Annotated in this window: 18 protein-coding genes; 8 read left to right on the top strand and 10 right to left on the bottom strand. The window is 59.3% G+C overall.

What is annotated here, in order from left to right; all coding sequences use genetic code 11:
- The first annotated feature begins 13 nt into the window (after nucleotides 1-13).
- From Enr13x_RS21255 to Enr13x_RS21245, 3 genes are all read left to right on the top strand, one after another.
- Nucleotides 14-1324 (top strand): Gfo/Idh/MocA family protein, encoded by a 1311-nt coding sequence (locus Enr13x_RS21255; protein WP_145388913.1) that lies wholly within the window; start codon nucleotides 14-16, stop codon nucleotides 1322-1324.
- 74 nt (nucleotides 1325-1398) lie between these two features.
- Nucleotides 1399-3279, top strand: a complete 1881-nt coding sequence (locus Enr13x_RS21250; RefSeq protein WP_145388912.1) for a HEAT repeat domain-containing protein — start codon at nucleotides 1399-1401, stop codon at nucleotides 3277-3279.
- A 461-nt stretch (nucleotides 3280-3740) separates the two neighbouring features.
- A complete protein-coding gene (locus Enr13x_RS21245; RefSeq protein ID WP_145388911.1) occupies nucleotides 3741-5666 on the top strand; it encodes a hypothetical protein in 1926 nt (641 codons plus the stop codon).
- A 6-nt stretch (nucleotides 5667-5672) separates the two neighbouring features.
- Here the strand turns inward: Enr13x_RS21245 and Enr13x_RS21240 are convergent, their stop codons facing one another.
- The 3 genes from Enr13x_RS21240 to Enr13x_RS21230 form a co-directional block, all read right to left on the bottom strand.
- Complete coding sequence (locus Enr13x_RS21240) at nucleotides 5673-7163, bottom strand: sigma-54-dependent transcriptional regulator (protein WP_145388910.1); 1491 nt, start codon at nucleotides 7161-7163, stop codon at nucleotides 5673-5675.
- A gap of 9 nt (nucleotides 7164-7172) precedes the next feature.
- Nucleotides 7173-10418: a carbamoyl-phosphate synthase large subunit gene (gene carB, locus Enr13x_RS21235; protein ID WP_145388909.1), complete on the bottom strand. Its 3246-nt coding sequence runs from the start codon at nucleotides 10416-10418 to the stop codon at nucleotides 7173-7175.
- 107 nt (nucleotides 10419-10525) lie between these two features.
- The gene (locus Enr13x_RS21230; protein WP_145388908.1) at nucleotides 10526-11818 is read right to left on the bottom strand and encodes an MFS transporter; all 1293 of its coding nucleotides are present in this window, start codon (nucleotides 11816-11818) and stop codon (nucleotides 10526-10528) included.
- 148 nt (nucleotides 11819-11966) lie between these two features.
- Between Enr13x_RS21230 and Enr13x_RS21225 the strand changes: the two genes are divergently transcribed.
- From Enr13x_RS21225 to Enr13x_RS21210, 4 genes are all read left to right on the top strand, one after another.
- A complete protein-coding gene (locus Enr13x_RS21225; protein ID WP_231743677.1) occupies nucleotides 11967-12326 on the top strand; it encodes a hypothetical protein in 360 nt (119 codons plus the stop codon).
- A 12-nt stretch (nucleotides 12327-12338) separates the two neighbouring features.
- Nucleotides 12339-13130, top strand: a complete 792-nt coding sequence (locus tag Enr13x_RS21220; RefSeq protein WP_145388907.1) for an SMC-Scp complex subunit ScpB — start codon at nucleotides 12339-12341, stop codon at nucleotides 13128-13130.
- A 528-nt stretch (nucleotides 13131-13658) separates the two neighbouring features.
- Nucleotides 13659-14957, top strand: a complete 1299-nt coding sequence (locus Enr13x_RS21215; RefSeq protein WP_145388906.1) for a sensor histidine kinase — start codon at nucleotides 13659-13661, stop codon at nucleotides 14955-14957.
- Between the two features lie 153 nt (nucleotides 14958-15110).
- Nucleotides 15111-15500 carry a hypothetical protein gene (locus Enr13x_RS21210; RefSeq protein ID WP_145388905.1) on the top strand — a complete coding sequence of 130 codons (390 nt, stop codon included), beginning with the start codon at nucleotides 15111-15113 and terminating at the stop codon, nucleotides 15498-15500.
- A gap of 526 nt (nucleotides 15501-16026) precedes the next feature.
- Here the strand turns inward: Enr13x_RS21210 and Enr13x_RS21205 are convergent.
- The 6 genes from Enr13x_RS21205 to Enr13x_RS21180 all read right to left on the bottom strand — a co-directional run bounded on the left by Enr13x_RS21205 (nucleotide 16027) and on the right by Enr13x_RS21180 (nucleotide 22740).
- Nucleotides 16027-16320 (bottom strand): hypothetical protein, encoded by a 294-nt coding sequence (locus Enr13x_RS21205; RefSeq protein ID WP_145388904.1) that lies wholly within the window; start codon nucleotides 16318-16320, stop codon nucleotides 16027-16029.
- An 8-nt stretch (nucleotides 16321-16328) separates the two neighbouring features.
- On the bottom strand, nucleotides 16329-17603 hold the full coding sequence (gene lysA, locus Enr13x_RS21200; RefSeq protein WP_145388903.1) for a diaminopimelate decarboxylase: 1275 nt from the start codon (nucleotides 17601-17603) through the stop codon (nucleotides 16329-16331).
- Between the two features lie 569 nt (nucleotides 17604-18172).
- The gene (locus Enr13x_RS21195; RefSeq protein ID WP_145388902.1) at nucleotides 18173-19675 is read right to left on the bottom strand and encodes a Gfo/Idh/MocA family oxidoreductase; all 1503 of its coding nucleotides are present in this window, start codon (nucleotides 19673-19675) and stop codon (nucleotides 18173-18175) included.
- Nucleotides 19676-20014: 339 nt separating this feature from the next.
- Nucleotides 20015-20446: a gamma-glutamylcyclotransferase family protein gene (locus Enr13x_RS21190; protein WP_145388901.1), complete on the bottom strand. Its 432-nt coding sequence runs from the start codon at nucleotides 20444-20446 to the stop codon at nucleotides 20015-20017.
- Nucleotides 20447-20641: 195 nt separating this feature from the next.
- Nucleotides 20642-21844 carry a 3-hydroxyacyl-CoA dehydrogenase family protein gene (locus tag Enr13x_RS21185; protein ID WP_145388900.1) on the bottom strand — a complete coding sequence of 401 codons (1203 nt, stop codon included), beginning with the start codon at nucleotides 21842-21844 and terminating at the stop codon, nucleotides 20642-20644.
- Nucleotides 21845-21885: 41 nt separating this feature from the next.
- Nucleotides 21886-22740 carry an alpha-1,2-fucosyltransferase gene (locus Enr13x_RS21180; RefSeq protein ID WP_197455265.1) on the bottom strand — a complete coding sequence of 285 codons (855 nt, stop codon included), beginning with the start codon at nucleotides 22738-22740 and terminating at the stop codon, nucleotides 21886-21888.
- 381 nt (nucleotides 22741-23121) lie between these two features.
- Between Enr13x_RS21180 and Enr13x_RS21175 the strand changes: the two genes are divergently transcribed.
- The gene (locus tag Enr13x_RS21175; RefSeq protein ID WP_145388898.1) at nucleotides 23122-23601 is read left to right on the top strand and encodes a hypothetical protein; all 480 of its coding nucleotides are present in this window, start codon (nucleotides 23122-23124) and stop codon (nucleotides 23599-23601) included.
- A gap of 40 nt (nucleotides 23602-23641) precedes the next feature.
- On the opposite strand, the gene carA is transcribed toward Enr13x_RS21175, so the two are convergent.
- Complete coding sequence (carA, locus tag Enr13x_RS21170) at nucleotides 23642-24772, bottom strand: glutamine-hydrolyzing carbamoyl-phosphate synthase small subunit (RefSeq protein ID WP_145388897.1); 1131 nt, start codon at nucleotides 24770-24772, stop codon at nucleotides 23642-23644.
- Nucleotides 24773-25237 lie beyond the last annotated feature (465 nt).

Raw genomic sequence — 25237 nt, 5'->3', positions numbered from 1 at the left:
AGGTAGGTAGGTCATGTCGAACAAGCAAGTGAAGTCTCCCACCCAAACACCTCGCCGAGGTTTCTTGAAGACCGCTGCCGCGACGGCCGGTGCGGCGATCACGGCGCCGACGATCATCCCCAGTTCAGCGCTGGGATTGGATGGTGCGGTCGCTCCCAGCGAACGAGTCGTCGTGGGCGGAATCGGTATCGGCCGACGCGGAGGCTATGACCTAAGTTGTTTCTTGCCGCAGAAAGATGTGCAATTCGTCGCGGTCTGCGACGTCAAGCAGAAACGTCGTGGCGAAGTCAAAAAGATCGTCGACGACCATTACGGGAATCAAAAGTGCGAGACCTATCGCGACTTTCGTGATCTGCTCGACCGCAGCGACATCGATGCCGTGTTGATCGCCACCGGACCGAACTGGCATTCGACCGCGGCGATGACGGCTGCCAAGGCGGGCAAGGACATGTATTGCGAAAAGCCGGTGACCAAGAACATCGCACAAAGTCTGATCCTGACCGAAACGATGCGTCGCACCGGACGCGTATTCCAAGCCGGAACGCAACGTCGCAATCTGCCGCACTTCGCGTTCGCCTGTGAACTGGCACGCACCGGCAAGCTCGGCAAGCTGACCAAAGTCTACGCCCACCCGATGGGCATGAACGCGTTGATGAGTGGCTGGCTGGGGCCCGAACCGGAACCCGATCCGGAAGTCGTCGACTGGGACATGTACCTGGGGCCGGCCGCTTGGCGCCCGTTTAACAAGAAGTTGTTGGACGGTTTTAATTTTGAAAAGGGCGGCGGCTTCGTCGGTGCCTTCTCCGGCGGCGGCGTGTTGGAATGGGGGTCACACTGTGTCGACCTCTGTCAGTGGGCCGTCGATGATTGCCCACCGCCTGTGCAATATGACCCGCCGAAAGATGGCGAGATGGTGGCGCGTTACGAAAATGGCACCGAGTTGATCTTTCGCGAAAAAGGATGGATCCCGCTGGGGTCGTGCCCGGTACGCTTCGAAGGCGAAACCGGCTGGGTCGAAGCCGGTGACAGTGGAAAGATGGTGTTGAGTTCTCCGGAGTTGCTCGCCGGCAGAGAGGTCGCGGAAATCGGCGGTTATCCGGCGACCTTCCACGTCCGCGATTTCCTGGACTGTGTCAAGACGCGGCGGCAACCCAAGGGGAATGCCGACGCGGCCTGCAATGCACACATCGCCTGCCACGCGGCAAACATTGCGTTGTATTTGGATCGCCAAGTCAATTACGACAACGCGACGCACGAATTCATCAACGACGAACAAGCCAATCGAATGCGTTCGGAGGCTCTACGCGAACCGTGGCGCCTGTAATGCCCTCGTGAACCAGGCTTTCGGCCTGTGTTTCTGTTGCTCACACTCGTCCCCAACGCCCTTGGCCCCCTCCCATGCATACGACACGACCTTCCCTCCACACCTTCACGTTGTTCTGTGCCTCCATCGCAACGCTGGCAATCCTGTCCGTCGCCGCCGTCCCGGTCTCGGCGGCGGAAACGGAAACGGAACTACTCGACATCCTCCGCTCGGACGCTGCGGGCGGTGAAAAAGCAATCGCCTGTAAAAAGCTGGCAATCCATGGATCCAACACCGCGGTTCCCGAACTAGCCAAGCTGCTGCCCAATCCACACTTGTCCTCCTGGGCGCGAATCGCCCTCGAAGTGATTCCGGGCACCGAGGCAGACGAAGCCTTGCGAATGGCAACTCAAACACTCGACGGCAGACTTCTGGTCGGCACGATCAATTCGATCGGAGTCCGTCAGGACGCCGGCGCGGTCGAGATCTTGGGAACACGTTTACAGGACAGTGATCCCGACGTCGCATCGGCCGCCGCCATCGCGCTGGGACGAATCGGGAATGAGCCGGCAACGAAATTGCTTCAACAAGCCCTGCAGATCGCATCCGGTGATGTCCGGAGCGCCGTTGCCGAAGGTTACTTGCTGTGTGCCGAGCGGCTACACGGTGACGACAAGTCGGGGGCGGCGACGGAGATCTATGACCAGATCCGCAACGCCGAACTGCCGATGCAACGGATTGTCGAAGCCACGCGTGGCGCCATTTTATCCCGCCATGAAGACGGGATCGCCTTGTTGATGGAAACGTTTCGATCCGACAACAAGAAACTGTTTCAGCTCGCACTCGGCACGGCGCGCGAGTTTCCCGGCGGCGACGTGGACCATGCCCTGGCGAAAGAATTGACACGAGCGACTCCGCAGCGGGCCGCCTTGATCGTTCAAGCGATGGCCGATCGAACCGAAACCGTTGTCCTGGATGCAGTGTTGCAGGCCGCACAATCCGGTGACAAACAAGTCCGTGTGTCCGCCATTGATGCTCTCAAACGCGTGGGTGATGTTTCCGTTCTTTCACCGTTGTTGACGATTGCTTTGGACCAAGACACGGAACTCGCCCAAGCGGCCAAGGACACGCTGGCCGAACTACCCGGCGCCGGCGTCGACGCGACCATTGTTGCGATGCTGCCCGACGCGACAGGGAAAAGCTATCCGCTGCTGATCGACTTGGTCGGCAGCCGGCGCATCGATGCGGTTCCTGATCTGGTCCGCGCACTCGAACATTCCGATCCTGCCGTTCGCGCTGCCGCCCTGATCGCGCTCGGGGAAACGGTCAGTCTGCAAAAGCTGCCCTTGTTGGTCGAGCAGGTCGTCGCTCCCAAACGCAGCGAAGATGCCGCGATTGCCCGCCAAGCTCTGAAAGCGGCGAGTGTCCGCATGCCCGACCGCGAGGCTTGTGCGGCGGAACTCGCATCGGCGATCGGTCGCGCACCAGCAGAAACGAAAACGGTTCTCCTGGAGATCCTCAGCGATGTCAGTGGCACGACGGCATTGCAGACCCTCGCCACGTCGGCCAAAAGTTCCGATCCAGAATTGCAGGACACCGCCAGTCGTTTACTGGGCAAGTGGAACAACTTGGATGCCGCACCGGTTTTGTTGGACTTGTCCACGACCGCCCCGGCGGAGAAGTATCAGGTGCGTGCGCTGCGTGGCTACATCGGACTGGCGAGGAAGTTTTCGATGCCGGAACGCAACCGCGCCGAGATGTGCAAACAGGCGCTGGACGTGGCCAGCCGAGTCGATGAGCAAAGGCTGGTCTTGGATGTCTTGAAATTGCACCCCAGCGTTGCGGGGTTGAAACTGGCGATCGATGCCAAGCAGATCCCCGCAGTGAAGGACGACGCGACGGCCGCGGCATTGGAGATCGCACAACAGCTGCGCAAGAAAGGCGTCGACGTCAGCCGCCTGAAGCCGGGCGCTTGAAGCGGGGCGTTTGAAGCGGGGCGTTTGAAGCGGGGCGTTTGAAGCGGGGCGTTTGAAGCGGGGCGTTTGAAGCGGGGAGCCCACCGGCAATTCCGTTGTTTGTTAGCGGCAGGGCACGAGCTCCATACCGCTAAATCGAGAAGCGACTTACCCCAAGATGGCTCCCCTCTCCCCCAATTCCTGACTCGCTTAGGCTCGCCAGGAATTGGGGGGAGAGGGGAGCCATGGTGATTCATGTTCGCTTCTCAATTTAGCGGCAGGGCGCGAGCCCTCCGGTCCCCCACACCGGCCCTACGGCAGCATCACCGGACGGCTCGCGCCGTTCCGCTAAAAACCGCTACTCTTGCAATCGGCCAAAAACTTCTTGGATTTCAAAATCCGCATGGCTGTCGACGTCGTCACACAGGTGATAGGAGCCACACCAATCACCTTTGATCGATCTCTATCCTGGGAGAGGAGCGATGAGCAAGGCGTCCGTTTCGCGAGTTTTTTTGGTTTTGGTCGCTGTCGGTGGAGTCCTCGGTTACGGGGCGTGGCAGAACGCCTTTTATGTCACGATCGAACGCACGGACGTCCACCCCAGCCCGGATCCGCTGGATGATTTGACGCTCGTCGATGACCGTTTGGAAGATTTACATCCCGACTTTGACCCGCAACGGGTCGATCGCCGAGACTACGAGGGTTGGCAGATCAACCACAGCGCGGCCGTCATCCGATTGGATTGTCCCGACATCCGGCCGGACCGAGAGACCGCAATGACGCGGCTCTATGCGACCTACGCCGATGCGATTCGGGAATCCCAACGCAGCGGGCTGACCGTGCTACCGAGCGCCAACATGCTCGATGGATTTGCCAAACAATTTGACGACGGATTGTACGCGGCATTGGACTTGGCCTGTTTTCGGGGTGATGCCGGCTTTTCTCCTTCCGCGGTGGACGTTGTCAATGACTTGTTCTCCGCACTGCCGGCCCGGAGTCAGGCCCGTGGATTTCTCGCCGCGGCGCTGCAGCTGGCCGATCGACCGGTTCCGTTGGACGCGCACCAGCAAGCCGCTGCGGATGCTTGGTTGCAGGAGTTTCAATCGGATCCGTCGCGATCGAAACCCATCTCCTTTTACACCTGGAACGATGACTTGCGGCGGGTTTGGAAATTCTTTCGTTTCCTGCAATATCGTTTTGATCAAGACCATGTCGCGGTGCCGCGCGAGATTGCCGATGTCCTCGCGTCCGATGAAACGCTGCGTCGGGAATACCTGGAATTGGTCGACTTCTATTCCAGGCTGACCAACCCACCGGACGGCTTGAACCTGAGCCAGTTGATTGGAACCGATGCCGAGTTGCCGGAACTGGCCCGACGGCACCACGTGCAACGTCCGGTGGTCAGCGTTCTGCCGTCGTCGACCAGTCGTGAAACGGAGCTGTTCAACCGGATGTTCTCCAGCGGTACGGCGGCACAGACGAACCTGATGGTGGAATTGATTCGACGGATTCGGTCGGGTGAGGTGGATCTGACACCGCGTCAGGATAGCGGTTGGTACGACCAGCAGATCCATGCCTTGGAAACGCTGCTGTTGCCGTCGCGTGGGAAAGAAAGTCAGAAATTGCTGCTGACGGCGAAATACAAACGTCGGTTGATCCAAGCCTTTCAGGCGTTGATCACCAAGCGTCGTGAGACGCACGCCAGGCAACTTGGCCCCGCCGACGTCACTTCGGCACTGCCCCCTCGCAAGATCCGGCCGCGATTGCGCGTCGAACCCTGTGCCACGTTTTATCTTCGCACCGCCCGCAGCTACGCCTTCCTGGAATCCTTTCTACACGTCAATCACGAAGCCGAATTGGGCCAGCTTCACGGCTGGCGTGAAGAGGGCCAACGGGAAACTGATCTGCAATCCGAACTGGCATCGATCAAGCAGCTGTTTTACGGATTCTATTTGGTGGCTTGCGATGACATCGGATTAGCTCCCGAACTGCGCGACGAGGAAGCCGTCGACGTCGAGGATGCCTACCGCAGCGCCGAAGTCTGGCTGGCCGATCTCACGCACCGGGACCTTGCCGTCGACACCCGTGTGTCGGTTCCGATCTTGTATGACCCGATAGTCGATACAACTCGTTTGTGGGGCACACTCGGTGTCCGGATGGTCAAACTAAACGCCAACTACGTGCGTCCGCCGCAAATGCGAGAAAATGCGGATTCGCCGTGGCAGCCCCTCGGTGTCGATCGATTGGGCGATGCGAAGTACGTGATCGCGGTGGATGAATTTGCCGAGTTCAGCCTGCCGGGCCGGGAAACGTTGACGCGTCAGCAGTTGCGGGACTTGGCGGATCGTCACCACAGCAAGCAGGCGATTTTGGAAGCGTTGTCGAAGTCCACAACGACGCAAAAGTAAGCCCGTCTAAGCGTCGTCCGAACCGGCGTCGCCGCTCTCGCCATCTTCCTCGTCGCTTTCTTTCTTGTACTGGTCCAAACGACGATAGAGCGTTCGGGCGCCGATACCGAGGATTTTGGCGGCTTCTTCTCGGTTGTCGTTGGTCAATTGGAGCGTTTTTTCGATCGCCCAACGTTCGATCACACTGAGCGGCTGGCCGATCAGGTTGGAATCGGTATCGGCACTGATCGTCGGCAGAGTGATTTCTTCCGCTGCGTGTTCACCGGCTTCGTCATCGACCAGTTCTGGCGGCAGGTCTTCCACATCCAGTTTGCCGTCGGTGTCCAGTACCACCATCATTTCCACAAAGTTTCGCAACTCGCGGACGTTGCCCGGCCAATCGTAGGCGAAGAAGCGTTTGGTGACGGCGGGTGTGAAGTGCGCCGCGGGCTTGTCGTGTCGTCGCAAGAACATCTTGCGGAAATGATCCATCAACGGGATCACGTCTTCGCGGCGTTCCCGCAGCGCCGGCAATTCCACGGTCACGACTTTCAAACGAAAGTAGAGATCGCTTCGGAAGGTGCCGGCATCGATCATCGCTTCCAACGGGCGATTGGTGGCCGAGATCAAACGGACGTTGACCTTGATCGCTTTGTTGTCGCCGACGCGAGTGATCTTGCTTTCCTCTAACACTCGCAGCAATTTGATCTGGGTGCTCATCGGCATGTCGCCGACTTCGTCTAGGAACAGCGTGCCGCCGTTGGCATATTCGAAGGCACCGATGCGGTCGGCATCGGCACCGGTGAAGGCACCTTTGACGTGTCCGAACAATTCACTCTCGACCAGGTTTTCTGCGATCGCGCCGGTGTTGATCGCCACGATCGGCTTGTTCCGTCGCGGGCTGTTTTGGTGAACGGCCTGGGCGACAATCTCTTTTCCGGTTCCATTTTCGCCGGTGATCAGAACGGTCGCGTCGGTCGCAGCGATGCGCCGCAACCGATCGATCACCTGCTGCATCTTCTTGCTGGTGTAGATGATGCCTTCGAACCCGAAACGCTCGTCCAATCGCGACATCAGTTCGCTGTTCTGACGGCGCAGGCTGACCGCACCGACGGCTTTTTCCACGATCGCACGCAAGCGGCTCGGCGTGATCGGTTTTTCGAGAAAATTGAACGCGCCCTGCTGCATCGCTTCGACGGCGATGGGGACCGTGGCGTGGCCGGTCACCATCACCACTTCCGCGTCGGGCAATCGTTGACCGGCCAGCTTCAACAGTTTCATGCCGTCGACGTCGTTCATCACCATGTCGGTGATGATGATGTCGAACGTGTCACGCTCGATCAACGTGGCCGCTTCGGGGCCGCTGGTCGCGACCGTGCACTTGTAACCGACCTTTTCCAGACTTTCCGTCATCGCTCGTGCGTGCGCCGCTTCGTTATCGACGACCAGCAAGCGAAACGTCGACGGATCGTATTCCGGTTTGCCAGAGGATTTCTTGAGCGATTGGGATTCAGACATCGGGATCGATTACTCCGCGTAGCGTTCTTGGAGTGACTGGACGGTCATCACGTCCTCTCCCAGGGCTTGCATCGCACGCACGGCCGCTTCGGCTGCCGCGACAGTCGTGATACAGGGCACCCCTTGCTGCACGGCTGCGGCGCGAATCCGGCCTTCATCCGTGCGGGCGCCTTTGCCATTGGGCGTGTTCATGATCAACGCGACATCTTCGTTCTTCAGATAGTCGATCAAGTTCGGTTGCCCCTCGGCCAACTTTTTGATCCGCGTCACCGGGACGCCCTCCGCCTCCAGTCGTGCCGCGGTGCCACTGGTGGCCAGGATTTCAAACCCGAGGGCACGCAGGTCCTTCCCCAGGCTGACCGCGGAACCTTTGTGTCGCGAGCTCAAACTGACAAAGATTTTGCCTTCGGTGGGCAACGTCACACCGGCGGCAAGCTGGCTCTTGGCAAACGCCAGCGGGAATTTTTCGCTGATCCCCATCACCTCGCCCGTGCTCCGCATTTCCGGTCCCAACACGATGTCGACGCCGGCAAATTTGCGGAATGGGAAAACGCTTTCTTTGATCGAAACATGTTTGGGGATCGGTTCTTGGGTGATCCCCAGTTCCGCCAGTTTCATTCCCGTCATCACCTTGGTGGCCAAGTTGGCGACCGGGACGCCGGTGGCTTTGGCGACAAACGGCACCGTCCGGCTGGCCCGCGGATTGACTTCCAAGATATACACCTTGGGTCCGTCGTCTTCGTTCTTGATGGCGAATTGGATGTTCATCAGCCCGACGACATGCAATGACTTGGCCAACTTGATGGTCGCTTCGCGGAGTTCGGCCAAGACGTCCTGGGGAATCGAAAACGGCGGGATGGCACAGGCCGAGTCACCGCTGTGCACCCCGGCCTCTTCGATGTGTTCCATGATTCCCATGATGACCGCATCGTCACCGTCACAGATCGCGTCCACATCGACTTCCGTGGCGTCTTCCAGGAAGCGGTCGATCAGGACCGGTTGACCATCGGCGACGATGAACGCTTCGGCGACGTAGCGTTCGAATTGCGACTTGTCGTAACAGATCTCCATCGCGCGCCCCCCCAACACAAAACTGGGGCGGACCAACGCCGGATAGCCGATGCGTTTGACTTCCTTGCGGGCCTCTTCCATGTTGCGGGCGATGCCGCTGGGTGGCTGCCGCAACTGCAAGTCGTTGATCAACTGTTGGAATCGCTCGCGGTCCTCGGCGGCTTCGATCGTATCGACGCTGGTGCCGATGATCGGGACGCCGGCCTCTTGCAGCCCGCGCGCCAGGTTCAGTGGCGTCTGTCCGCCGAACTGAACGATCACGCCGTCGGGTTGGGTCGCGTCGCAGATGTTCAACACATCTTCGATCGTCAGCGGTTCAAAGAACAGGATGTCGGAGGTGTCGTAGTCCGTACTGACGGTCTCGGGGTTGCTGTTGACCATGATCGATTCATAGCCGATCTCACGCAGCGCGAAACTGGCGTGACAGCAGCAATAGTCAAATTCGATGCCCTGTCCGATCCGGTTCGGACCACCGCCCAAGATCACGACGCGTTTCTGGTCCGCTTTGGGCGGCAATTCGTCTTCGATCTCGTAGGTGCTGTAGTAGTACGGCGTGTAAGCTTCGAATTCTGCGGCACAGGTGTCGACGCTTTTGAAGACCGGACGGATGCCCAAATCCAATCGATGCTGACGGACCTTCAATTCGGTCGAAGACAGCATGTGGGCGATTTGTCGGTCGGAGAACCCATCCCGTTTGGCGTTCCACATCCGGTCGCGGTCCATCGCTTCGAGCGATCCGAGTTGCAGGATTTGCTCTTCATGTTCGATGATTTGCGACAGGTGATCCAAGAACCAGTGATCGATGTGCGTCAGCGCATGCACTTCCTCGATCGAGATGCCGGCCTTGAGGGCGTAGCGCAAGTAGAAGATTCGATCGGCGTTGGGGGTACCCAGTTTGGCGCGAATGGTGTCCAGATCGGGTTGGTCTTCGGTTCCCCACAGATCGCGATTGTCGCTGCCGAGCCCGAAGGCGCCGACTTCCAATCCTCGCATCGCTTTTTGCAATGATTCGCGAAACGTGCGTCCGATCGCCATGGTTTCGCCGACGCTTTTCATTTGCGTCATCAGCGTCGCGTCGGCTTCGGGGAATTTTTCGAAGGCGAACCGCGGGATCTTGGTCACGACATAGTCGATCGTCGGTTCGAAGCAGGCTTTGGTTTTCTTGGTGATGTCGTTGGGCAATTCCCACAGTCGGTATCCGACGGCCAACTTGGCGGCGATTTTTGCGATCGGAAATCCGGTGGCTTTACTGGCCAGGGCGCTGGAGCGACTGACGCGTGGGTTCATTTCGATCACGATCATCCGTCCGGTCGACGGCTCGATCGCGAATTGAATGTTGCTGCCGCCGGTTTCGACGCCGATTTCGCGGATCACGGCCAACGAGGCGTCGCGCATCCGTTGGTATTCTTTGTCGCTGAGCGTTTGGGCCGGGGCGACGGTGATCGAGTCACCGGTGTGAACCCCCATCGCATCAAAGTTCTCGATGCTGCAGATGATCACGACGTTGTCGTCTTTGTCGCGCATCACCTCCATTTCGTATTCTTTCCAGCCGATGATCGATTCTTCGATCAGGACTTCGGTGACCGGCGATTGGTCCAGGCCGCTTTTGACCAGGGCATCGAAATCGTCTTTGTTGTAGGCGATCGCGCTGCCGCTGCCGCCCATGGTGAAACTGGGGCGGACGACGGCCGGCAGACCGACGTCTTCCATCGCCGCACGGGCTTGTTCGATGTTGTGCACCACATGGCCGCGGCAGACGTCCAGGCCGATTTTTTCCATCGCCGCTTTGAACTGGTCCCGTTCCTCGGCTTTGGCGATCACCTTGGCGTCGGCGGCGATCATTTCGACGCCGTATTTTTCCAGCACGCCGTTGGCGTCCAGGTCCATGGCAACGTTCAGGCCGGTTTGACCTCCCAGGGTGGGCAGCAAGGCGTCCGGGCGTTCCTTTTCGATCACTTTTTCGACCATTTGCCAGGTCAGCGGTTCGATGTAGGTCGAATCCGCCGTGGCCGGGTCGGTCATGATCGTCGCCGGGTTGCTGTTGACCAGCACCACTTCGTAGCCCTCTTCACGGAGGGCTTTACACGCCTGGGTGCCGGAATAGTCGAATTCACAGGCCTGGCCGATGATGATCGGCCCGCTGCCGATCAGCAGAATTTTTTTGATGTCGTCGCGTCGTGGCACGTCGTTTTCCGGTGGAGAGCGAGATCGTTTCCAAATTTCGGGAAAGATATCAGATCAACCACCGTCTTGCGTAGGATAGGCAACACCAGAAAACCGGGATTTGTCCGCTAAGCCGGCGTACTGTCTGCCGCGACCGCGTTATTTCCCTTTGCCGCACTGGACTTGTCCCAGAACGTGGCGAAGAACAGCACCGACACGCCAATCGCCAACCCCGCGGGCATCAGCCAAAATTCCGCGGCCCCCGCCGCCCAGCCCTCCGACGTCGTCGGATCCAGATTGATGTAATCGCCCCAGGGACCATGAATCAGGTTCCCGACCAGCATCCCGGCACCGTAGGTCAACAACCCCAGCAATGCCTGCGCGCTGGTCCGAATCTCTTTCGGCGCGATGCGATCGGTGTAAAGCTGGCCGGTGACAAAGAAAAAGTCATAGCAGATCCCGTGCAAGACGATCCCGATGACCAACATCGCCGAGGTGCTGGGCATCAGTCCGAACAAGGCATATCGCAATGCCCAGGCCAACATCCCGACCAACAACATCCACTTGACGCCCAGGCGGGCGAGGAAAAACGGGACCAGGGCCATGAAGAAGATCTCGCTGACCTGGCCCAGCGCCATCACCCCCGCACTGTCGCTGCCGAAGGCCATTTTTTCGACAAAGTCATACGTCCGGGCGTAGTAGAACGCCAACGGGATGCAAATCAGAAACGAGCAGACTGCAAAGACCAAGTAGCTGGGGTTGCGAAACAGTCGCACCGCATCCAACCCCAACACTTTGCCGATGCTGACCGGGTTGTCGCGCCCCTGTGGCGGCGACTTGGGAAGCGTGAAGCAATAGATCCCGTAAATCAAGCCGACGACCGCCGAGAGCCGCAACGGCAGATTCGAGCTGCCCGCGTCTTCCACCCCTGGCAGCACCGGGATCGGGAATAGCCCGAACATGGACTGTGAAACCACCAACCCCGAGACGATCCAGCCGATCGTGCCCCAGAGTCGAATTTTGGGAAAGTCGTTTTCAATCGAATCCACGTTCTGGAACGTGATCGCATTGACCAACGCCAGCGTCGGCATGTAGCACAAGAAAAACGCCATCATCACCCAGTAAAATCGGGTCGGTGAGTCGACGATCGTGCTGCACCACCAGAGCATCGCGGCGCCGGCAATCTGCAGCACTCCGTTGATGATTTCCTTGTTGAACAGCCGGTCGGCGACAAACCCGACGATGATCGGGGCAAAGATCGCCGCCCACGTCTGGGTCGAATAGACGTCACCGATGATCGTGTTGAGATTTTCTTCACCGGCAAAAATCTGCTGCAAGTAACTTGTCATCGGGACGAAGAACGCCCCCCAGACAAAAAACTGCAGAAACATCATCACATCAAGGCGAACTGCTTTGGACATCGGCGACGTCTTAGAAAAAAGTACGAATCAGAAATCAACTCGACCGCTATCATAGCGACTCTCGGTCGCGAAGGTATCGCGGCGCGGCCGCCCAATAGCCGCATGAACTTGCCGTCGAGGATTGCCCAGTCGAACCAGACCGCCAAAAATGAGTGCCTCCGCCAAACGATCTCGCAAACTCGATCCGAACACGAACCGGTCCAACGCCGATGCGCCGAAATCCAACGCCAGGCCCAAGCCCTGTGCATTGTGTGGTCGCGTCACCCGCCGTGGGACGACCGAGCACCACTTGATTCCCCGTCGCTGCCACCACAACAAATGGTTTAAAAAACGGTTCACCAGGGCTCAAATGCAAGAAACGATTTCCGTTTGCCACGATTGCCACGGCTCGATCCATCGCTTTGTGCCGCGGGAAAAAGACCTCGGACGCCATCACAACACCGTCGAATCTCTGCTCGCACACGAACAAATCGGTCGATTCGTCGCCTGGGTTCGAGACCGCAATTAGGAACGTCCCGCAATGAACGACGACGAATACCCCTCGGCTGAATCAGGTTCCCCCGATGAGCCGGATGCCGATTCGTTCTTGGAGGACGATGCCGAATTTGGCGAAATGTCGCTCGATGATATCGGAGCGGCCTATGCGCGAGCCGCTGCGGCGCATGATCCGGAAACGTTTGCCCTGCCGGATTCACCGTCGAGCAGCGAAACCGCTGAGGAACCGGCGTCAGATGCGTCAACGGAGAACGCGGCTGACGGCGACGACGACGAAACCGTCCATCCCGAAGGCATCATCGAAGCCGCCCTGTTCGTCGGGCATCCCGACAATCAATCCTTCACCGCCGCCCGGTTGGCGTCACTGATGCGTGGCGTCACCGAAGAGGAGGTTGTGGAGATGATCGAAACGCTCAACCAATCCTACAAGTCGGCCGAACAGGCGTTACGGATCGCTGAAGATGAAGGCGGTGGATACAGGATGACGATTGCCCCCGCGGTCGAAAAAGTCCGCCATTCGTTCCTCGGCAAAGTCCGCGAAGCTCGTCTCAGCCAAGCCGCCGTCGAAGTGTTGTCGTTGGTCGCCTATCAGCCGGGGGTGACCGCCCAGACCGTCCAAGATCAGCGTGGGAAAGAGAGCGGTCCGCTGCTCAACCAGCTCGTCCGCCGCCGACTGTTGGAAATGAAACGGCAACAACCTGCCGATGGCGGGCGCAAAGTGCCACACTACTACCCCACCGAACGTTTTCTCACCCTGTTCGGCCTCGACTCCCTGGATGACCTGCCGTTGGTCGACGAGAGCTTTCTGGGCCACTAGTGCTTCGTCGATTCTAGATTTTCGGGTTGCTTCGGTCGACCGGTTTTTCGAGTACGATGGCCCTTCCGGGCCGTCGTCCGTTGGACTCCCGACGACGACCTAGAAAGGACGTCGTACAACGGCTCGCGGACCGCATCACACTCAATCGACGAGATCATTAAGATTCCTCGCGTTTCGCATCGTTCCTAAGCTAGACGATCCTAAAGCCTGCACACCAACACTCTTGCCCGTGCCATTCGGATCAAGCACTCTAAATTTCAATGTTGACAGACCACTCGTGGCGGAAGTTTGCGGGTTTTCGGACACGCCGCCGGCCCGACGACTTCCTCCCCTCTCCCCCTTCCAATCCGGTTGATCCGTCCGGTTCGTAGGGGCTGCGTCTATTGACGTTCGACGAAAACCCGCCAACGTGATCTCAATGCCGGTAGGGAAAGCTAGGCTTGGACAATTCAAGACCATTTGCATTTCGTCACCTTGAACGGGGCCAATGACCGCCGTTCGCATCTCGGTGACATACCGGTGAATCCCATGCCAGCGGCGCCACTTCCTCCCAACGAATCGGTTCGGTTGCAATCTCTGGCCGACTACCAGATTGTTGACTCATTGCCCGAGCAAGAATATGACGACATCGTCGGCATCGCAGCTCGCATTTGCAGAACACCGATTGCGTTGGTCAGCTTGATCGACGCCGATCGCCAATGGTTCAAGGCGCGGGTCGGAGTGGATGTCGCCCAGACCGATCGTTCTGCGGCATTCTGCGCGCACGCGATCTTGCATCAAGACGAGGTATTGGCCGTCCGTGACGCGACGCAAGATCCGAGATTTCTGGACAATCCGCTGGTCACCGGGGCTCCGCACATTCGCTTTTATGCCGGATCGCCTTTGGTGACACCCCAAGGCATCGCATTGGGGACACTCTGCGTGATCGATTCGATTCCCCGCGAACTCTCTGGCGAACAATTGATGTCGCTCAAAGCACTCGGTCGCCAAACCACGTCGCTGATCGAGTTGCGTGGGCGAACGAATCAATTGGAAAAGTATCGCTCGGAACTGGAACGATCCAACGAAGCACTGCAAGAATTCGCCTACGCCGCATCACACGATTTGAAGCAACCGATTCGTGGGATCGGTTCCCTGACAGAGTTCTTTGTCGAAGATTACGGCGACCAGTTGGATGATTCGGCAAAAGAAAAGCTGGAACTGATCCGGCGGCTGACCGATCGCGCCCAAACCATGATCGATCAAATGCTGTACTACGCCCGTGTCGGCAGCGTGGTCGATCGGCTGCAGCCGGTCGATCTGAACGAAGTGGTCGACCAGGTTAAGGAGAATCTGTTTGCCCTGATCGCCTCCGGCCAAGTCACGATCCAAAGCAGGCAGCTACCGTCGGTCAGCGGTGAACCGGTGCTGCTCAATGAGTTGTTTCAGAACCTGATCTCCAACGGAATCAAATACAACGACAACGAATCGAAAACCGTGGAGGTCGGATTCCAGACAAAGCGGATCGGGGACGAGGACGAACCGGTGACCGCCTTCTTCGTCGCCGACAATGGGATCGGCATTCCCAAACGGATGCGCCCCGAAGTGTTCACGATTTTCCGCCGGTTGCATGCCGCCGACGCCTATGGCGGAGGTTCCGGAGCCGGTCTGACGATCGCTCGAAAAATTGTCGAAACCCACGGCGGCAGAATCTGGATCGATCCGGCTTACCAGGGTGGCACCTGTTTCTGGTTCACGATCGGATCCTCGGCGGCAGGAATCGAAAACGAATTCCGCCATGACAACATTCGATCCGAACGGGATGTCTGTCACGCCATCGGCATCTGAGCCATCCAGTCCGGGCCGCAGCTACACGTCTTCGTGCGGTCGAACTAGGATGGTGGTCAGGTTGCGTGTTTGGATGGTCTGGGCCGCAGCGCCCGGCCTGAATCCCGACCGATTCGCCCTCCTGTCCGCCCCCCCTGCCTTCAAGGTCCATCGATGCCCGCGCGATTGCTCACCCTATTGTTGGTTGTATTCTCTCTGCCCGTGACGACCGTTCCAGCGGCGAGTCCGGCGGGGCGTTGGTCCGGCAGTTGGTCGTCTTCGTCGACGGGGCATCAGGGGCCGCTTCGCGCCAAAATCCGCGCCGTGGACGCCAATACCTACCGAGCCCTGTTTGCCGGGCGGTTTGCCAAAGTTATTCCGTTTGTCTATCCGGCAACATTGCAACGCATCCCCGGCACCTACAACCGATATCACTCGTCGACGCGTTTGCCGCTGTTGGGCGATTACCGCATGACGGCGACCGTCACGCCGCATCATTTCAACGCGACGTTTCGAGGCAAGAAGGATTTGGGCGTCTTTCGGATGTCACGCGCCGCTCGCTGATTGGGGGTTGTCGACTTGATCAGCCGTTTAACGCGTCTACGGGTGTTCGGTGATCGCTGGCTTGACCCCGGACGGGGTCAAAGCCAGTAGCCGGAGGTGAGCGCAGCGTCACCTCCGGATATCCGGTCACCCGACGGACACGACCCCGGAGGGTGTCGAAGCAAATCACGCGAGAATCCTCGGCCCCGGCCTGCCGCCCCGAGTGGACAAGCATCTCAATCAATTGTTTTGGAGACGCGGACTGCGGCACCGCAGGTGGATTGATTCGCTGCGACCCCGACCCCGACCCCGTCCCGGGGTCGGTGGGAATCTGGGACGTGCTTCCCGGAGGTGTCGCTGCGCTGACCTCCGGCTACTTGCTGAAATCCCTTCGGGATACTCGGTTAGCTGCAGCGTTTGCAGCTGATAACACTCGCACCGGCAGCCATTTAATGCGAGGCTACGTGTGATCCGATTCACTCAATAAACCGCACGCGCCGCTCGCTGACGCTTCCCGCTGACGTCTCAGCCAGCGGCGCCTGACCGCTCATCCCGCCAACTCTTGCATCCACGCGGCGAAATAGAACGTGCCACAAAGCACGACACTGATCTTCCAGGCGGCCAACAGCGCCATGAAGGTCGCATTGGATTGGACGTCCAACACGGTGCCTTTCTGTGGCGACGTCAATCCGATCAGCACGAAGACCACGGGCAGCGCCAGCGTCTGAAACGCGGCCAAGGCGAACAACAGAAACGCCAACGGAGGCACCAGTTGAATCAACGCGATCCAGAGTGCAGTCACGGCGGTAACGACCAGTAGTGCCCGCAATCCGAATCGCATCCCCGCAATCACTCCGGAATGATTTCACAGCGAATCAGATCCTCAAACGTCTCTCGCCTGCGAATCAACTTGGCCTGACCGTGTTCGATCAGCACCTCCGCCGCTCGGGTCTTGCTGTTGTAATTGCTGGCCATGACAAACCCGTAGGCGCCGGCGTTCTCCAGGATGACAAAGTCACCGACACGGCACATCGGAAGCGCTCGACTGTGGACGTAGCCGCCTTCGCGCTGGGTGAAGATATCGCCGGACTCACACAGCGGTCCGCCGACAACGGCTTCGACGGTATCGCGATCCTCGACGGCGGCACCGTCGGAAGAACAAACCGAAATCGGGTGGTGGGAACCATACATGACCGGCCGCGCCAGATCGTTGAACCCGGCATCGAGCAACACAAACAGGTTTTCGCCCACCTTTTTGACGCTGCGAACTTCGGCGACCAAGAATCCCGATTCGGCCGATAGGTAACGCCCCGGCTCGATTTCCAACGTCACCGGATGACCGAACGACTCGCTCAGTCGGTTGCGGGTGCTGTCCCACAATTGAAAGTATTTTTCCAAATCGACATAGGATTCCGACTCGCTGTACGGCACGGGCAAACCACCGCCGGCGCTGATCGTCGTGATCGTCCTGCCGACCTCCATCGCCACGCGTTCCATCGCTTCACAGACCTCGCTCAGGTGTTCCAGGTCGGTGCCCGAACCGATGTGCATGTGCAGCCCGGTCACGGTGACGCCGTACTGATCGGCCCGACGCAGGCAATCGTCGATCTGGGTGTGCCAGATTCCGTGCTTGCTTTGTTCGCCACCGGTGTTCGTTTTTTGGCTGTGACCGTGGCCGAACCCGGGATTGATTCGCAGCGTGACTTCGGCGCCGGGAAGACGCTCGCCCAGCTGCGAAATCATATCGGGTGATCCGCAATTGACGTGCAACTTGTGCTCGACGACCAAATCCAAGGCGGCGGCGTCAAAAATATCCGCGGTGTAGACGATCTGGTGGTCGTGGGGGGAATACCCCGCCGCGAGCGCACGCTGAATTTCACCGCAGCTGACCGCGTCAACCACCACATCACGCCGCCGCATGCGATCCAAAATGGCGATGTTCCCGCACGCTTTCTGGGCATAACGGATCACGTCGAATTGACTCAAATCCGCAATCCGCTGCTCGATCACGTTCAGGTCATAAACGTAGAGCGGCGTACCGTACTGTTTGGCCAGTTCCGCGACGGAAATCCCCGCGATCTGATGGCGACTGGTAGAAAATTTGGGCGTTGTCAGAGAGGCCATCGCGATCGCAGGGCGGAAAGAGGAAACGGGGCGGATAAACGGCGAGACGCATTCTGTCCCCGAGGAGGCTGTTTTGTCCAGCCACCGCCTGTACCAGGACTCGTTCCCAAGCTCTGCCTGGGAACGCAACCGAAGTGGGGTAAGCATCCTGCTTGCCACCCCCGCCGGCGCACATCAGTGGGGTAAGCATCCTGCTTGCCACCCCGCCGGCGCAGCCGGCGGACTCCTCAAGCAGGGCCAGGGGCACATCACGTTGAGAGACTGGACCCGCGAACCACCAACGTGGTTCGCTGTGAGGCATTTTTCCCTGTGTTACTTTAGGTTTTAGCGGCAGGGCGCGAGCCCTCCGGTACTTCCTCTTTGCCAACACACCGGAGGGTTCGCGGGCTGTCGGTTTTGTGAGCCGCGACGCGTAAGCGGCCGGGCACTGCGACGAAAGCCCGAGGCCTTACGGCCAGCGGCTCACCATTAACTCAGCAGATCCCGACTAAATCGACAGCCCGCTCGCGCCCTACCGCTAAAATGCTTCACAGCGTCGACCCGCGTGGTTCGCGTTTCTCCGGCTCCGATCAGGATCCGGCGGGATCTTGGCCGTCGGTCCAGGGGCCGGCCAGCTTCATGTATTCCGGCTCGTCAAGCGTGCTGCCGAAATCGCCGGCCTTCCAACCTGCGATGTGGTTGGGCAATTCACGAGCCTTCGATTTGGCCTCCCATTTCTTCGCCCAGCCGGGATCTTTGGTGCTGATGCCGCGGTTGTCGGAATCGACGAAGTAGACCTCGCCGTTGCGATAGCTTTGTGCCCCCAAGTTGACCACGGCCATGGCCGCGGCGCCCAGGTCCGGCGGGTTGTTGCAAAGTTCCGGCTCGCCGGCTTCACAGGCATCCAAGAAGTTCGCGAAGTGGGCCTTGGTCGTGTTCTTGACCGGCTGGGTGGAGATGCGTTCGTTTTCAAACGTCCGTTTGGCGGAATCTCCCTGCGAAGTGACTTGGCGTCGTTCGGGGACAAAATCAAATCCGTCAAAACCTTCGCCGTTGCCGAGTTCGAAGGTGCCGTAGTGACCACGGATCAACTGATTGACGCGAGATTCCTGGTTGCACATCGTCGCGGTGATCAAACCCTGGACGCCTTCGTTGAAGTCCGCCGCGACGGTGGCAACGTCGGGCACATCGCGGCCGTCGTACTCCATGAAAATCCCGCCCGCTCCGACCACGCGTCCGGGGATCCGAAGTCCCGTCGCCTTCAACATCGAAGTCGTTCGGTGCACGAACAAGTCGGTGAACATGCCGCTGCCGAAGGGCCAGAATCGTCGCCATTGCTTGTAAACCGCTCGGTCAAACGGCATCTCCGGGGCGAGTTCTTCGTTCGTGCCCAGCCAACGCTGCCAGTCGATTTTCTTGGGGTTCATGTCGTCCACCAGCTTGTAATAGCGCCATTGGCCGACATTGCTGTTGCGGAAGTATTCGGTTTGGAACCCGAGAACCTTGCCGAGTTTTCCGTCTTGAAGCAACGCCCGGATTTCGTTCCAAACCGGCAGACTGGTGGACTGGACGCCGACCTGCATGACCTTGCCCGAGGCGCGCCACTTGTTTTCGACGTTGAACGCTTCTTCGACCGTCTTGGTCATCGGTTTTTCGCAGTAGACGTTCAACCCCGCGGCGAGCGAATCGATGATCTGTTTGTGGTGCCAGTGATCCGGAGTTCCGATGCAAACGGCGTCCAGATTTTCTTTGGCAATCATGTCGTTGTAATCGACATAGCGCCCCGGATCCGTACCGGTTTTGTCTTTGATGTAATCGGCGACCATGTCGCGCTGCGTCTCGTAGACCTCGGCGACCCCGACCAAGTCGATCTTGCGGCCTTCCTTGTGCAGGTCACAAAGAGTTTTCACGTGGGCGCCGAAACCGCGCCCGCCGGGGCCGATGAACCCGATGCGCAGGCGTTCGTTGGCACCGGTGGCGGCATCGGCACGTCCGGGCAGCGTCATCGCGACGCTCGCCGCCGCACCCACTGTGGCGCCGTTTTTCAAAAAGGATCGTCGGTCGGTACTTGGTTTTTCAGCAGGTTGGTGCATGCTCGCGTGCCTCGGGCCGATACGGCAGGTGGGAAAATATGGCGGGAAACTCTGAGCCGCCAATTGTAACTGATCGGTCGCCGATTGGTATCCATGCCCGCCAACCAAACGGCGATCTGCCGACATCGGTGGCATGTCCTCCCCCCGCCTGTCGGAGTTGGTGCGGTTCTTAGATCGCTGATTTCAAACCCACCGATGGCAGCGCGGACCCGCGGATCCCAGGCTGCTCTCCATCCGTGGGTCCGCGCTGCCACTGGTGGGTTAACCTCCGCCTGATCTCTGGGGCACGCGGTTCAAGTCGGAGCCCTAGAACGCGCCATGAAACCGCGCGACCTCCGATCACCCATCGGTCGGCCAGAGCTGGATTCCGCCGATGACCGGCACTTCGGAAAACCCATCGGCAAGCGGATCGCGATGATAGAAATAGGTATAGGCGGTCCCCATCCGTTCGCCTTTTTCTCCATACACGTCGACCACATGACGGTGGTACAGGTCGTCCGGCGAATTACCGTCGGTTCCTTCGATGTCGTCCAAGACGGACAGCACCCGCGGCATCAACGGCAGTTCGAACATCCACCGTTCGCCGGCCACGTGATGTTTTCCCGCCAGGAGCGCCGGATAGTCATCGCGCCCATACAGCGTTCCTTGCACCCAGCCTGGAATCACCTGCAGCGGCGCGACGGGCCAGCAGGTCTCGCGACATTGCCCGCGTTTGAGTGTGCCGTAGACAAAGACGGAATCGATCGCTGGTTGGTTCTGGGGGAGAAGCATTTTGGGGACTATCGCCGGAATGGAACGTGGATTCCTCAGGTTGGGGCCCGTAGGCTCGCGGCAAACGGCTGATCATCGCTTGACATCAGTCGGTTCGCGCCAGCGTCCGGGCCCCTCGTTGATGTTAACTCACCGGTATGGAGCATCAGTGGGGGGCGCGAGCTGGAAGCTCTGGTGGGGTCGCAAGCTGGAAGCTTACGCCACTTGGGCATCATCGGGCTTGCGCATGGACTTGAATTCGGATTGCCATCGACTGATCGCGTCATCGATTCGTTCCGTACCGAGTTCGGCGAAGAATTCGGACCAGTTTGCATCGCTGGTGAATCCCAGCCCGCCGGCCATCGCCAAGTCGACGGTGGACATCGAATCGGCGACGCCTTCTTTCAACAGACAGGTTGCTTCGATCCACATCGGGATCGTCAACAACAGCAACACATCGCCGTCGGAAAACGCGCGGCGATCGGTGCGATAGGTTTCAATCAGTTGTTGCGTTGGATCGGACAACTGCTGACTGCGTCGACCGCGATCGTAGTCAAACAATCCGCCGCCGGAGTCGCGTCCGAGTCGTTTTCGTTTGAGCAAGGCCGGCACCATCGGCGACGGATCAATCCGCTGCGGGAACGCGCTGGTGAACGCTTTGCCGGCATGGTACATCGTCGGCGCGCCGATCCAGTCGATCAATTCCAGTGGAGACATCGGCATGCCGTAGGCCAACGCGGCACGTTCGATCTGGCGTTCGGACGCACCACGACACAGCAGCAACAAGGCTTGATTGAGATACGGCGAAAGCATTCGGTTGACGATGAACCCCGGCCCATCCTGACAGCGAATTGCACGTTTGCCCAGCCGCGCCGCGTGATCCACGACCGCTTGGATCGCATCGTCGTCACTGCGTTTTCCCGCCACAACTTCGACGGCCGCCCGTGCATGGACGGGCATAAAAAAGTGCATCCCACAGACTCGACCGGGTGAACGCAGCCGCCGGCCGGCGATCTCGTCAATCAACAGCGTGGACGTGTTGCTGCAGAGCACCGCCGTCTCGCCCAGCCCAGCCTGGAGCGCAGCAAACATCTCTTGTTTCACTTCACAGCGTTCGACGATCGACTCGATCACGATCGGCGCTGTGGTCGCATCGGTCGAACTCGGGTCGCCGACCGTGATCGCGTGCAGTGATTCAGGAAGCGGTGATCCTCCAGCCAGTGAACCGTCGCGTGTCGCGTATCCCGCTTCGTCAAACGCGCGCGCCGCCGCCCGAATCGCTTCTTCAGATTGGTCTGCCAGGCAAAACGGTAGGTTTCGTGCCGCGTGGGCGTCGGCAATCGCTCGTCCGACCACGCCCGCTCCGATCAACAGAACGTGGGGCAAGCCGTGCGGCCACTGCGGGGAATCGGGTTTCATCGCAGTCCTTCAGTAGCGTCCGTTTAAAAGTTGACGAAGCACTAGGCGACAGCTTGCTCGGCCTGGTCGTTGGGGGCGACCACCGTGTGCTCGCGTGAGTGCAGTTCGACGCGCGGTTTTTGACCGAAATATGCGGCCCATGTCGTGAACGTGCTGGGCGGTCCCATCATCCAGTCGGTTTCGGCCAACGCGTACATGTCCCGCAACGCGCTGCCGGGGCCGCGGGTGATGTGGAGGCCGGAAAAGTTCTTGAGATTTAGTTGTTCGTGGCTGCAGACCAAAAACTGGACCTTCCGCCCCGGCAATTGCTCGCACACGCTGTGCATCCACTGCGCGTACAGATGGTCGTCAAAACAGTAGCGGCCGCCCCGGAACTGGGCATAGTCGCCGCGGCGGATGTGGACCCCCACGACCAGGTCACTTTCGCGACGCGCCTGGTCGAGCGTCCGACCGATCGCTTCTTGATCGGATGGCGAGATGGCAAAAAAATCACGAATCTGCGACCAGTGCTGCTGCAACAATCGCGGGCCGCGAAAACACCACCCCTGCAACAACATCGTGCGTCCGGAATCAACGGCGCTGCGAAATTGATCGCCTTCCAAATCGCAGACTTGGCCCGATCGCAATCGAATCACCTTGGCCGGATAGTGCCGCAATCCGACCGTGTTCATCGCATTGGTCAGCGCGTGGATCCCGTTCATCAGGATGCCGCGGCGTCGTGGCGATGGAACCTGGCCAGGCTCGATGTCGCTCGTCGACCGGTTCAAGTGCCGATCGTAGCGACACCAAAGATCGTGACGGGTGCTAGGGAACAGGTTCGCATACTCGGCGAAACAGGGATTGCGTAGCTCAACGCCATAGTGCCGCGCTGCCGCAATCAGATTGGCATAGAGCATTAGCCGGTTTCCGAGTTGGCCGTACCTTCGTGCGATAATCATCATGAGCGGCGGGCCATCCTCGAAGCGGAACGAAACATCCAAGCCAGGGGCGAAACAACAGAAATCAGGATCTGACGCCAGCCTGCCCGTGCTGAAACAACCAGCTGATCCGTCGCGATGCTATCGCCGGGCCGAAAGTGTTCACAAGTCCGGTTCTCGGATTTTCCCGATCGGCCTTCGCCATCGGCCTTCGCCTGCGAGCACGACACGCCGAAGAGGAAGTTGAAGAACTGGTCTTGCCCTGTACTGCTGATTCTTGCGATACGCGGGCCACGTGCCAACAGGCCGGACCACACATTTAACTCGCCATGCTTCGCCCACGGGAGACGATTCACTGCGATGAAGACTCAATCACTTGCCCTGCCTTGCGCACTCGTTGCAGCGATGATGCTCGCTTCGTTCACCAACGCGTCCGCACAGGACTCTGCCACGGAACCTCAACTACCCGGCAATCCGTTGACTCGGATGATGAGCGGGCTGAACCCGATGAATTGGCAGATGCCCAAGCTGAAAATGCCGACCATGTCCACGTTTTTGCCCACCAGTGACGAAAAGGAGCGGGTGATCACCAAAAAAGACAGCTTGGTGGACGAGGTCTCCACCACGGCCAAAAAGAGCTGGCAACGCACCAAGGAGACGCTGAATCCGATGCGATTGATCCCCGCCGGATTCCGTCAGGACAGTCAAACGTCGCCGGCGCCGGAACCCAAGCAACAAGGCGGCTTCTTCAGCAACCTGTTCTCGCCGTTCCCCAAATCCGAGGATGAAGAAGTCAATCGCTCGGTCAACGAATTTCTCAAGCAAGAGCCCGTCCGCTAGAAGCCGCCAACGTGGCGTAAGCTTCCAGCTTGCGTGACACCTACTTGGCGATCACGCTCTGGAATCGATCGAACAGGTAGTGGCTGTCGTGCGGGCCCGATGACGCTTCGGGGTGATGCTGGACACCAAAGGCCGCCGATTCGCGATGCCGAACGCCGGCGATCGTGTCGTCGTTGAGGTTGCGGTGGGTGATCTCCAAGCAGTCCGGCAGCGATTCTTCCTCGACGGCGAAGCCGTGATTCTGCGTGGTGATTTCGACTTTACCGGTTTGCAAATCCAGCACCGGTTGGTTGGCCCCCCGGTGACCGAATTTCAGCTTGAACGTCTTCGCACCACACGCCAACGAGAGCAACTGGTGCCCCAGGCAGATGCCGAAGATCGGCGTTTTTCCGATCAGTTCGGCAATGGTTTTTTGGGCGTAACCCAACGGTTCGGGGTCTCCGGGACCGTTGGACAGGAAAACGCCATCCGGCTCGAGCTTCAAGATTTCGTCGGCGCTGGTGTCGCCCGGGACGACCGTGACTTGGTTCCCGCGTGACGTGAAGTGACGCGGGATGTTCCACTTCATTCCGAAGTCCATGCAGACGACTTTTGCGTTCCCCGCGCCGGCGGGGGCTCCGTGCCGAGCGATTTCGGTTTCGGTCCAGTCGTCGAGCCGGTTGTCCCACTTCCGCGATTGCGTCGGCATCACTTCGCGGACCAGATCGCGGCCGAGCAAACCGAGGCTGTTTTTTGCTTTTTCGACCAGCGAAGCGTCGTTCAGATCACTGGTCGATAAAATGCCCCGCATGGCACCCTGCTCGCGAATCCGCCGCACCAGGGCGCGGGTGTCGATCCCGGCCACACCGACGATGCCGTGCTGCTGCAGGTAAGCGGACAAGCCGCCTTCGGCGCGATAATTACTGTAGATTCGGCTCTCTTCGCGGACGATGAACCCCGACAGCGACGGTTTCTCGTGCTCGATATCGATCGAGTTGACGCCATAGTTCCCGATCTCGGGATACGTCATCGTCACGATTTGGCCGTGATAACTGGGGTCCGTCAGGATTTCCTGATAGCCCGTCATGGAAGTATTGAAAACGACTTCGCCGTTGATTTCACCGTCGGCCCCGAAGCCTTCTCCGGTGTAAACCGTGCCGTCTTCGAGCGCAAGTTTTGCGATGCGGGTCATGGGGATAGTGAGGCGAGTTGCCCAAATAGCGGAATGGGTTGGGTGTTGATCAAAAACTCCCATAGGTTAGCGGCGATTCGCTGTTTCGACGAGTGGGTGCGTGCATCGGTTGATCACGTGCCTGCTGGTGTTAGCGGAACGGCGCGAGTCGTCCGTCGGTTGAACGGGATTGGTCGAAGCCATGGTGAGCCGCCGGCCGTAAGGCCTCGGGCCGGCCGCTAAAAGCCCGGCCGCTAAAAGCCCGGCCGCTAAAAGCCCGGCCGCTAAAAGCCCGGCCGCTAAAAGCCCGGCCGCTAAAAGCCCGGCCGCTAAAAGCCCGGCCGCTAAAAGCCCGGCCGCTAAAAGCCCGGCCGCTAAAAGCCCGGCCGCTAAAAGCCCGGCCGCTAAAAGCCCGGCCGCTAAAAGCCCGGCCGCTGACGCGTCGCGGCTCACTCAATCGACGGGCCACAAGCCGTCCGATAGCGG

The sequence above is a fragment of the Stieleria neptunia genome (assembly GCF_007754155.1).
Lineage (GTDB): Bacteria > Planctomycetota > Planctomycetia > Pirellulales > Pirellulaceae > Stieleria > Stieleria neptunia.
This window is presented reverse-complemented; position numbering and strand designations above follow the sequence as displayed.

What these genes read in the sequence shown, in the direction of transcription:
- Enr13x_RS21250 (WP_145388912.1), top strand. Translation starts at nt 1,399, where the DNA reads ATGCATACGACACGACCTTCCCTCCACACCTTCACGTTGTTCTGTGCC.
- Enr13x_RS21210 (WP_145388905.1), top strand. Translation starts at nt 15,111, where the DNA reads ATGCCCGCGCGATTGCTCACCCTATTGTTGGTTGTATTCTCTCTGCCC.
- carA (WP_145388897.1), bottom strand. Translation starts at nt 24,772, where the DNA reads ATGACCCGCATCGCAAAACTTGCGCTCGAAGACGGCACGGTTTACACC.
- Enr13x_RS21195 (WP_145388902.1), bottom strand. Translation starts at nt 19,675, where the DNA reads ATGCACCAACCTGCTGAAAAACCAAGTACCGACCGACGATCCTTTTTG.
- Enr13x_RS21175 (WP_145388898.1), top strand. Translation starts at nt 23,122, where the DNA reads ATGAAGACTCAATCACTTGCCCTGCCTTGCGCACTCGTTGCAGCGATG.
- Enr13x_RS21205 (WP_145388904.1), bottom strand. Translation starts at nt 16,320, where the DNA reads ATGCGATTCGGATTGCGGGCACTACTGGTCGTTACCGCCGTGACTGCA.
- lysA (WP_145388903.1), bottom strand. Translation starts at nt 17,603, where the DNA reads ATGGCCTCTCTGACAACGCCCAAATTTTCTACCAGTCGCCATCAGATC.
- Enr13x_RS21225 (WP_231743677.1), top strand. Translation starts at nt 11,967, where the DNA reads ATGAGTGCCTCCGCCAAACGATCTCGCAAACTCGATCCGAACACGAAC.
- Enr13x_RS21185 (WP_145388900.1), bottom strand. Translation starts at nt 21,844, where the DNA reads ATGAAACCCGATTCCCCGCAGTGGCCGCACGGCTTGCCCCACGTTCTG.
- Enr13x_RS21240 (WP_145388910.1), bottom strand. Translation starts at nt 7,163, where the DNA reads ATGTCTGAATCCCAATCGCTCAAGAAATCCTCTGGCAAACCGGAATAC.
- Enr13x_RS21180 (WP_197455265.1), bottom strand. Translation starts at nt 22,740, where the DNA reads ATGCTCTATGCCAATCTGATTGCGGCAGCGCGGCACTATGGCGTTGAG.
- Enr13x_RS21245 (WP_145388911.1), top strand. Translation starts at nt 3,741, where the DNA reads ATGAGCAAGGCGTCCGTTTCGCGAGTTTTTTTGGTTTTGGTCGCTGTC.
- Enr13x_RS21215 (WP_145388906.1), top strand. Translation starts at nt 13,659, where the DNA reads ATGCCAGCGGCGCCACTTCCTCCCAACGAATCGGTTCGGTTGCAATCT.
- Enr13x_RS21220 (WP_145388907.1), top strand. Translation starts at nt 12,339, where the DNA reads ATGAACGACGACGAATACCCCTCGGCTGAATCAGGTTCCCCCGATGAG.
- Enr13x_RS21230 (WP_145388908.1), bottom strand. Translation starts at nt 11,818, where the DNA reads ATGTCCAAAGCAGTTCGCCTTGATGTGATGATGTTTCTGCAGTTTTTT.
- Enr13x_RS21190 (WP_145388901.1), bottom strand. Translation starts at nt 20,446, where the DNA reads ATGCTTCTCCCCCAGAACCAACCAGCGATCGATTCCGTCTTTGTCTAC.
- Enr13x_RS21255 (WP_145388913.1), top strand. Translation starts at nt 14, where the DNA reads ATGTCGAACAAGCAAGTGAAGTCTCCCACCCAAACACCTCGCCGAGGT.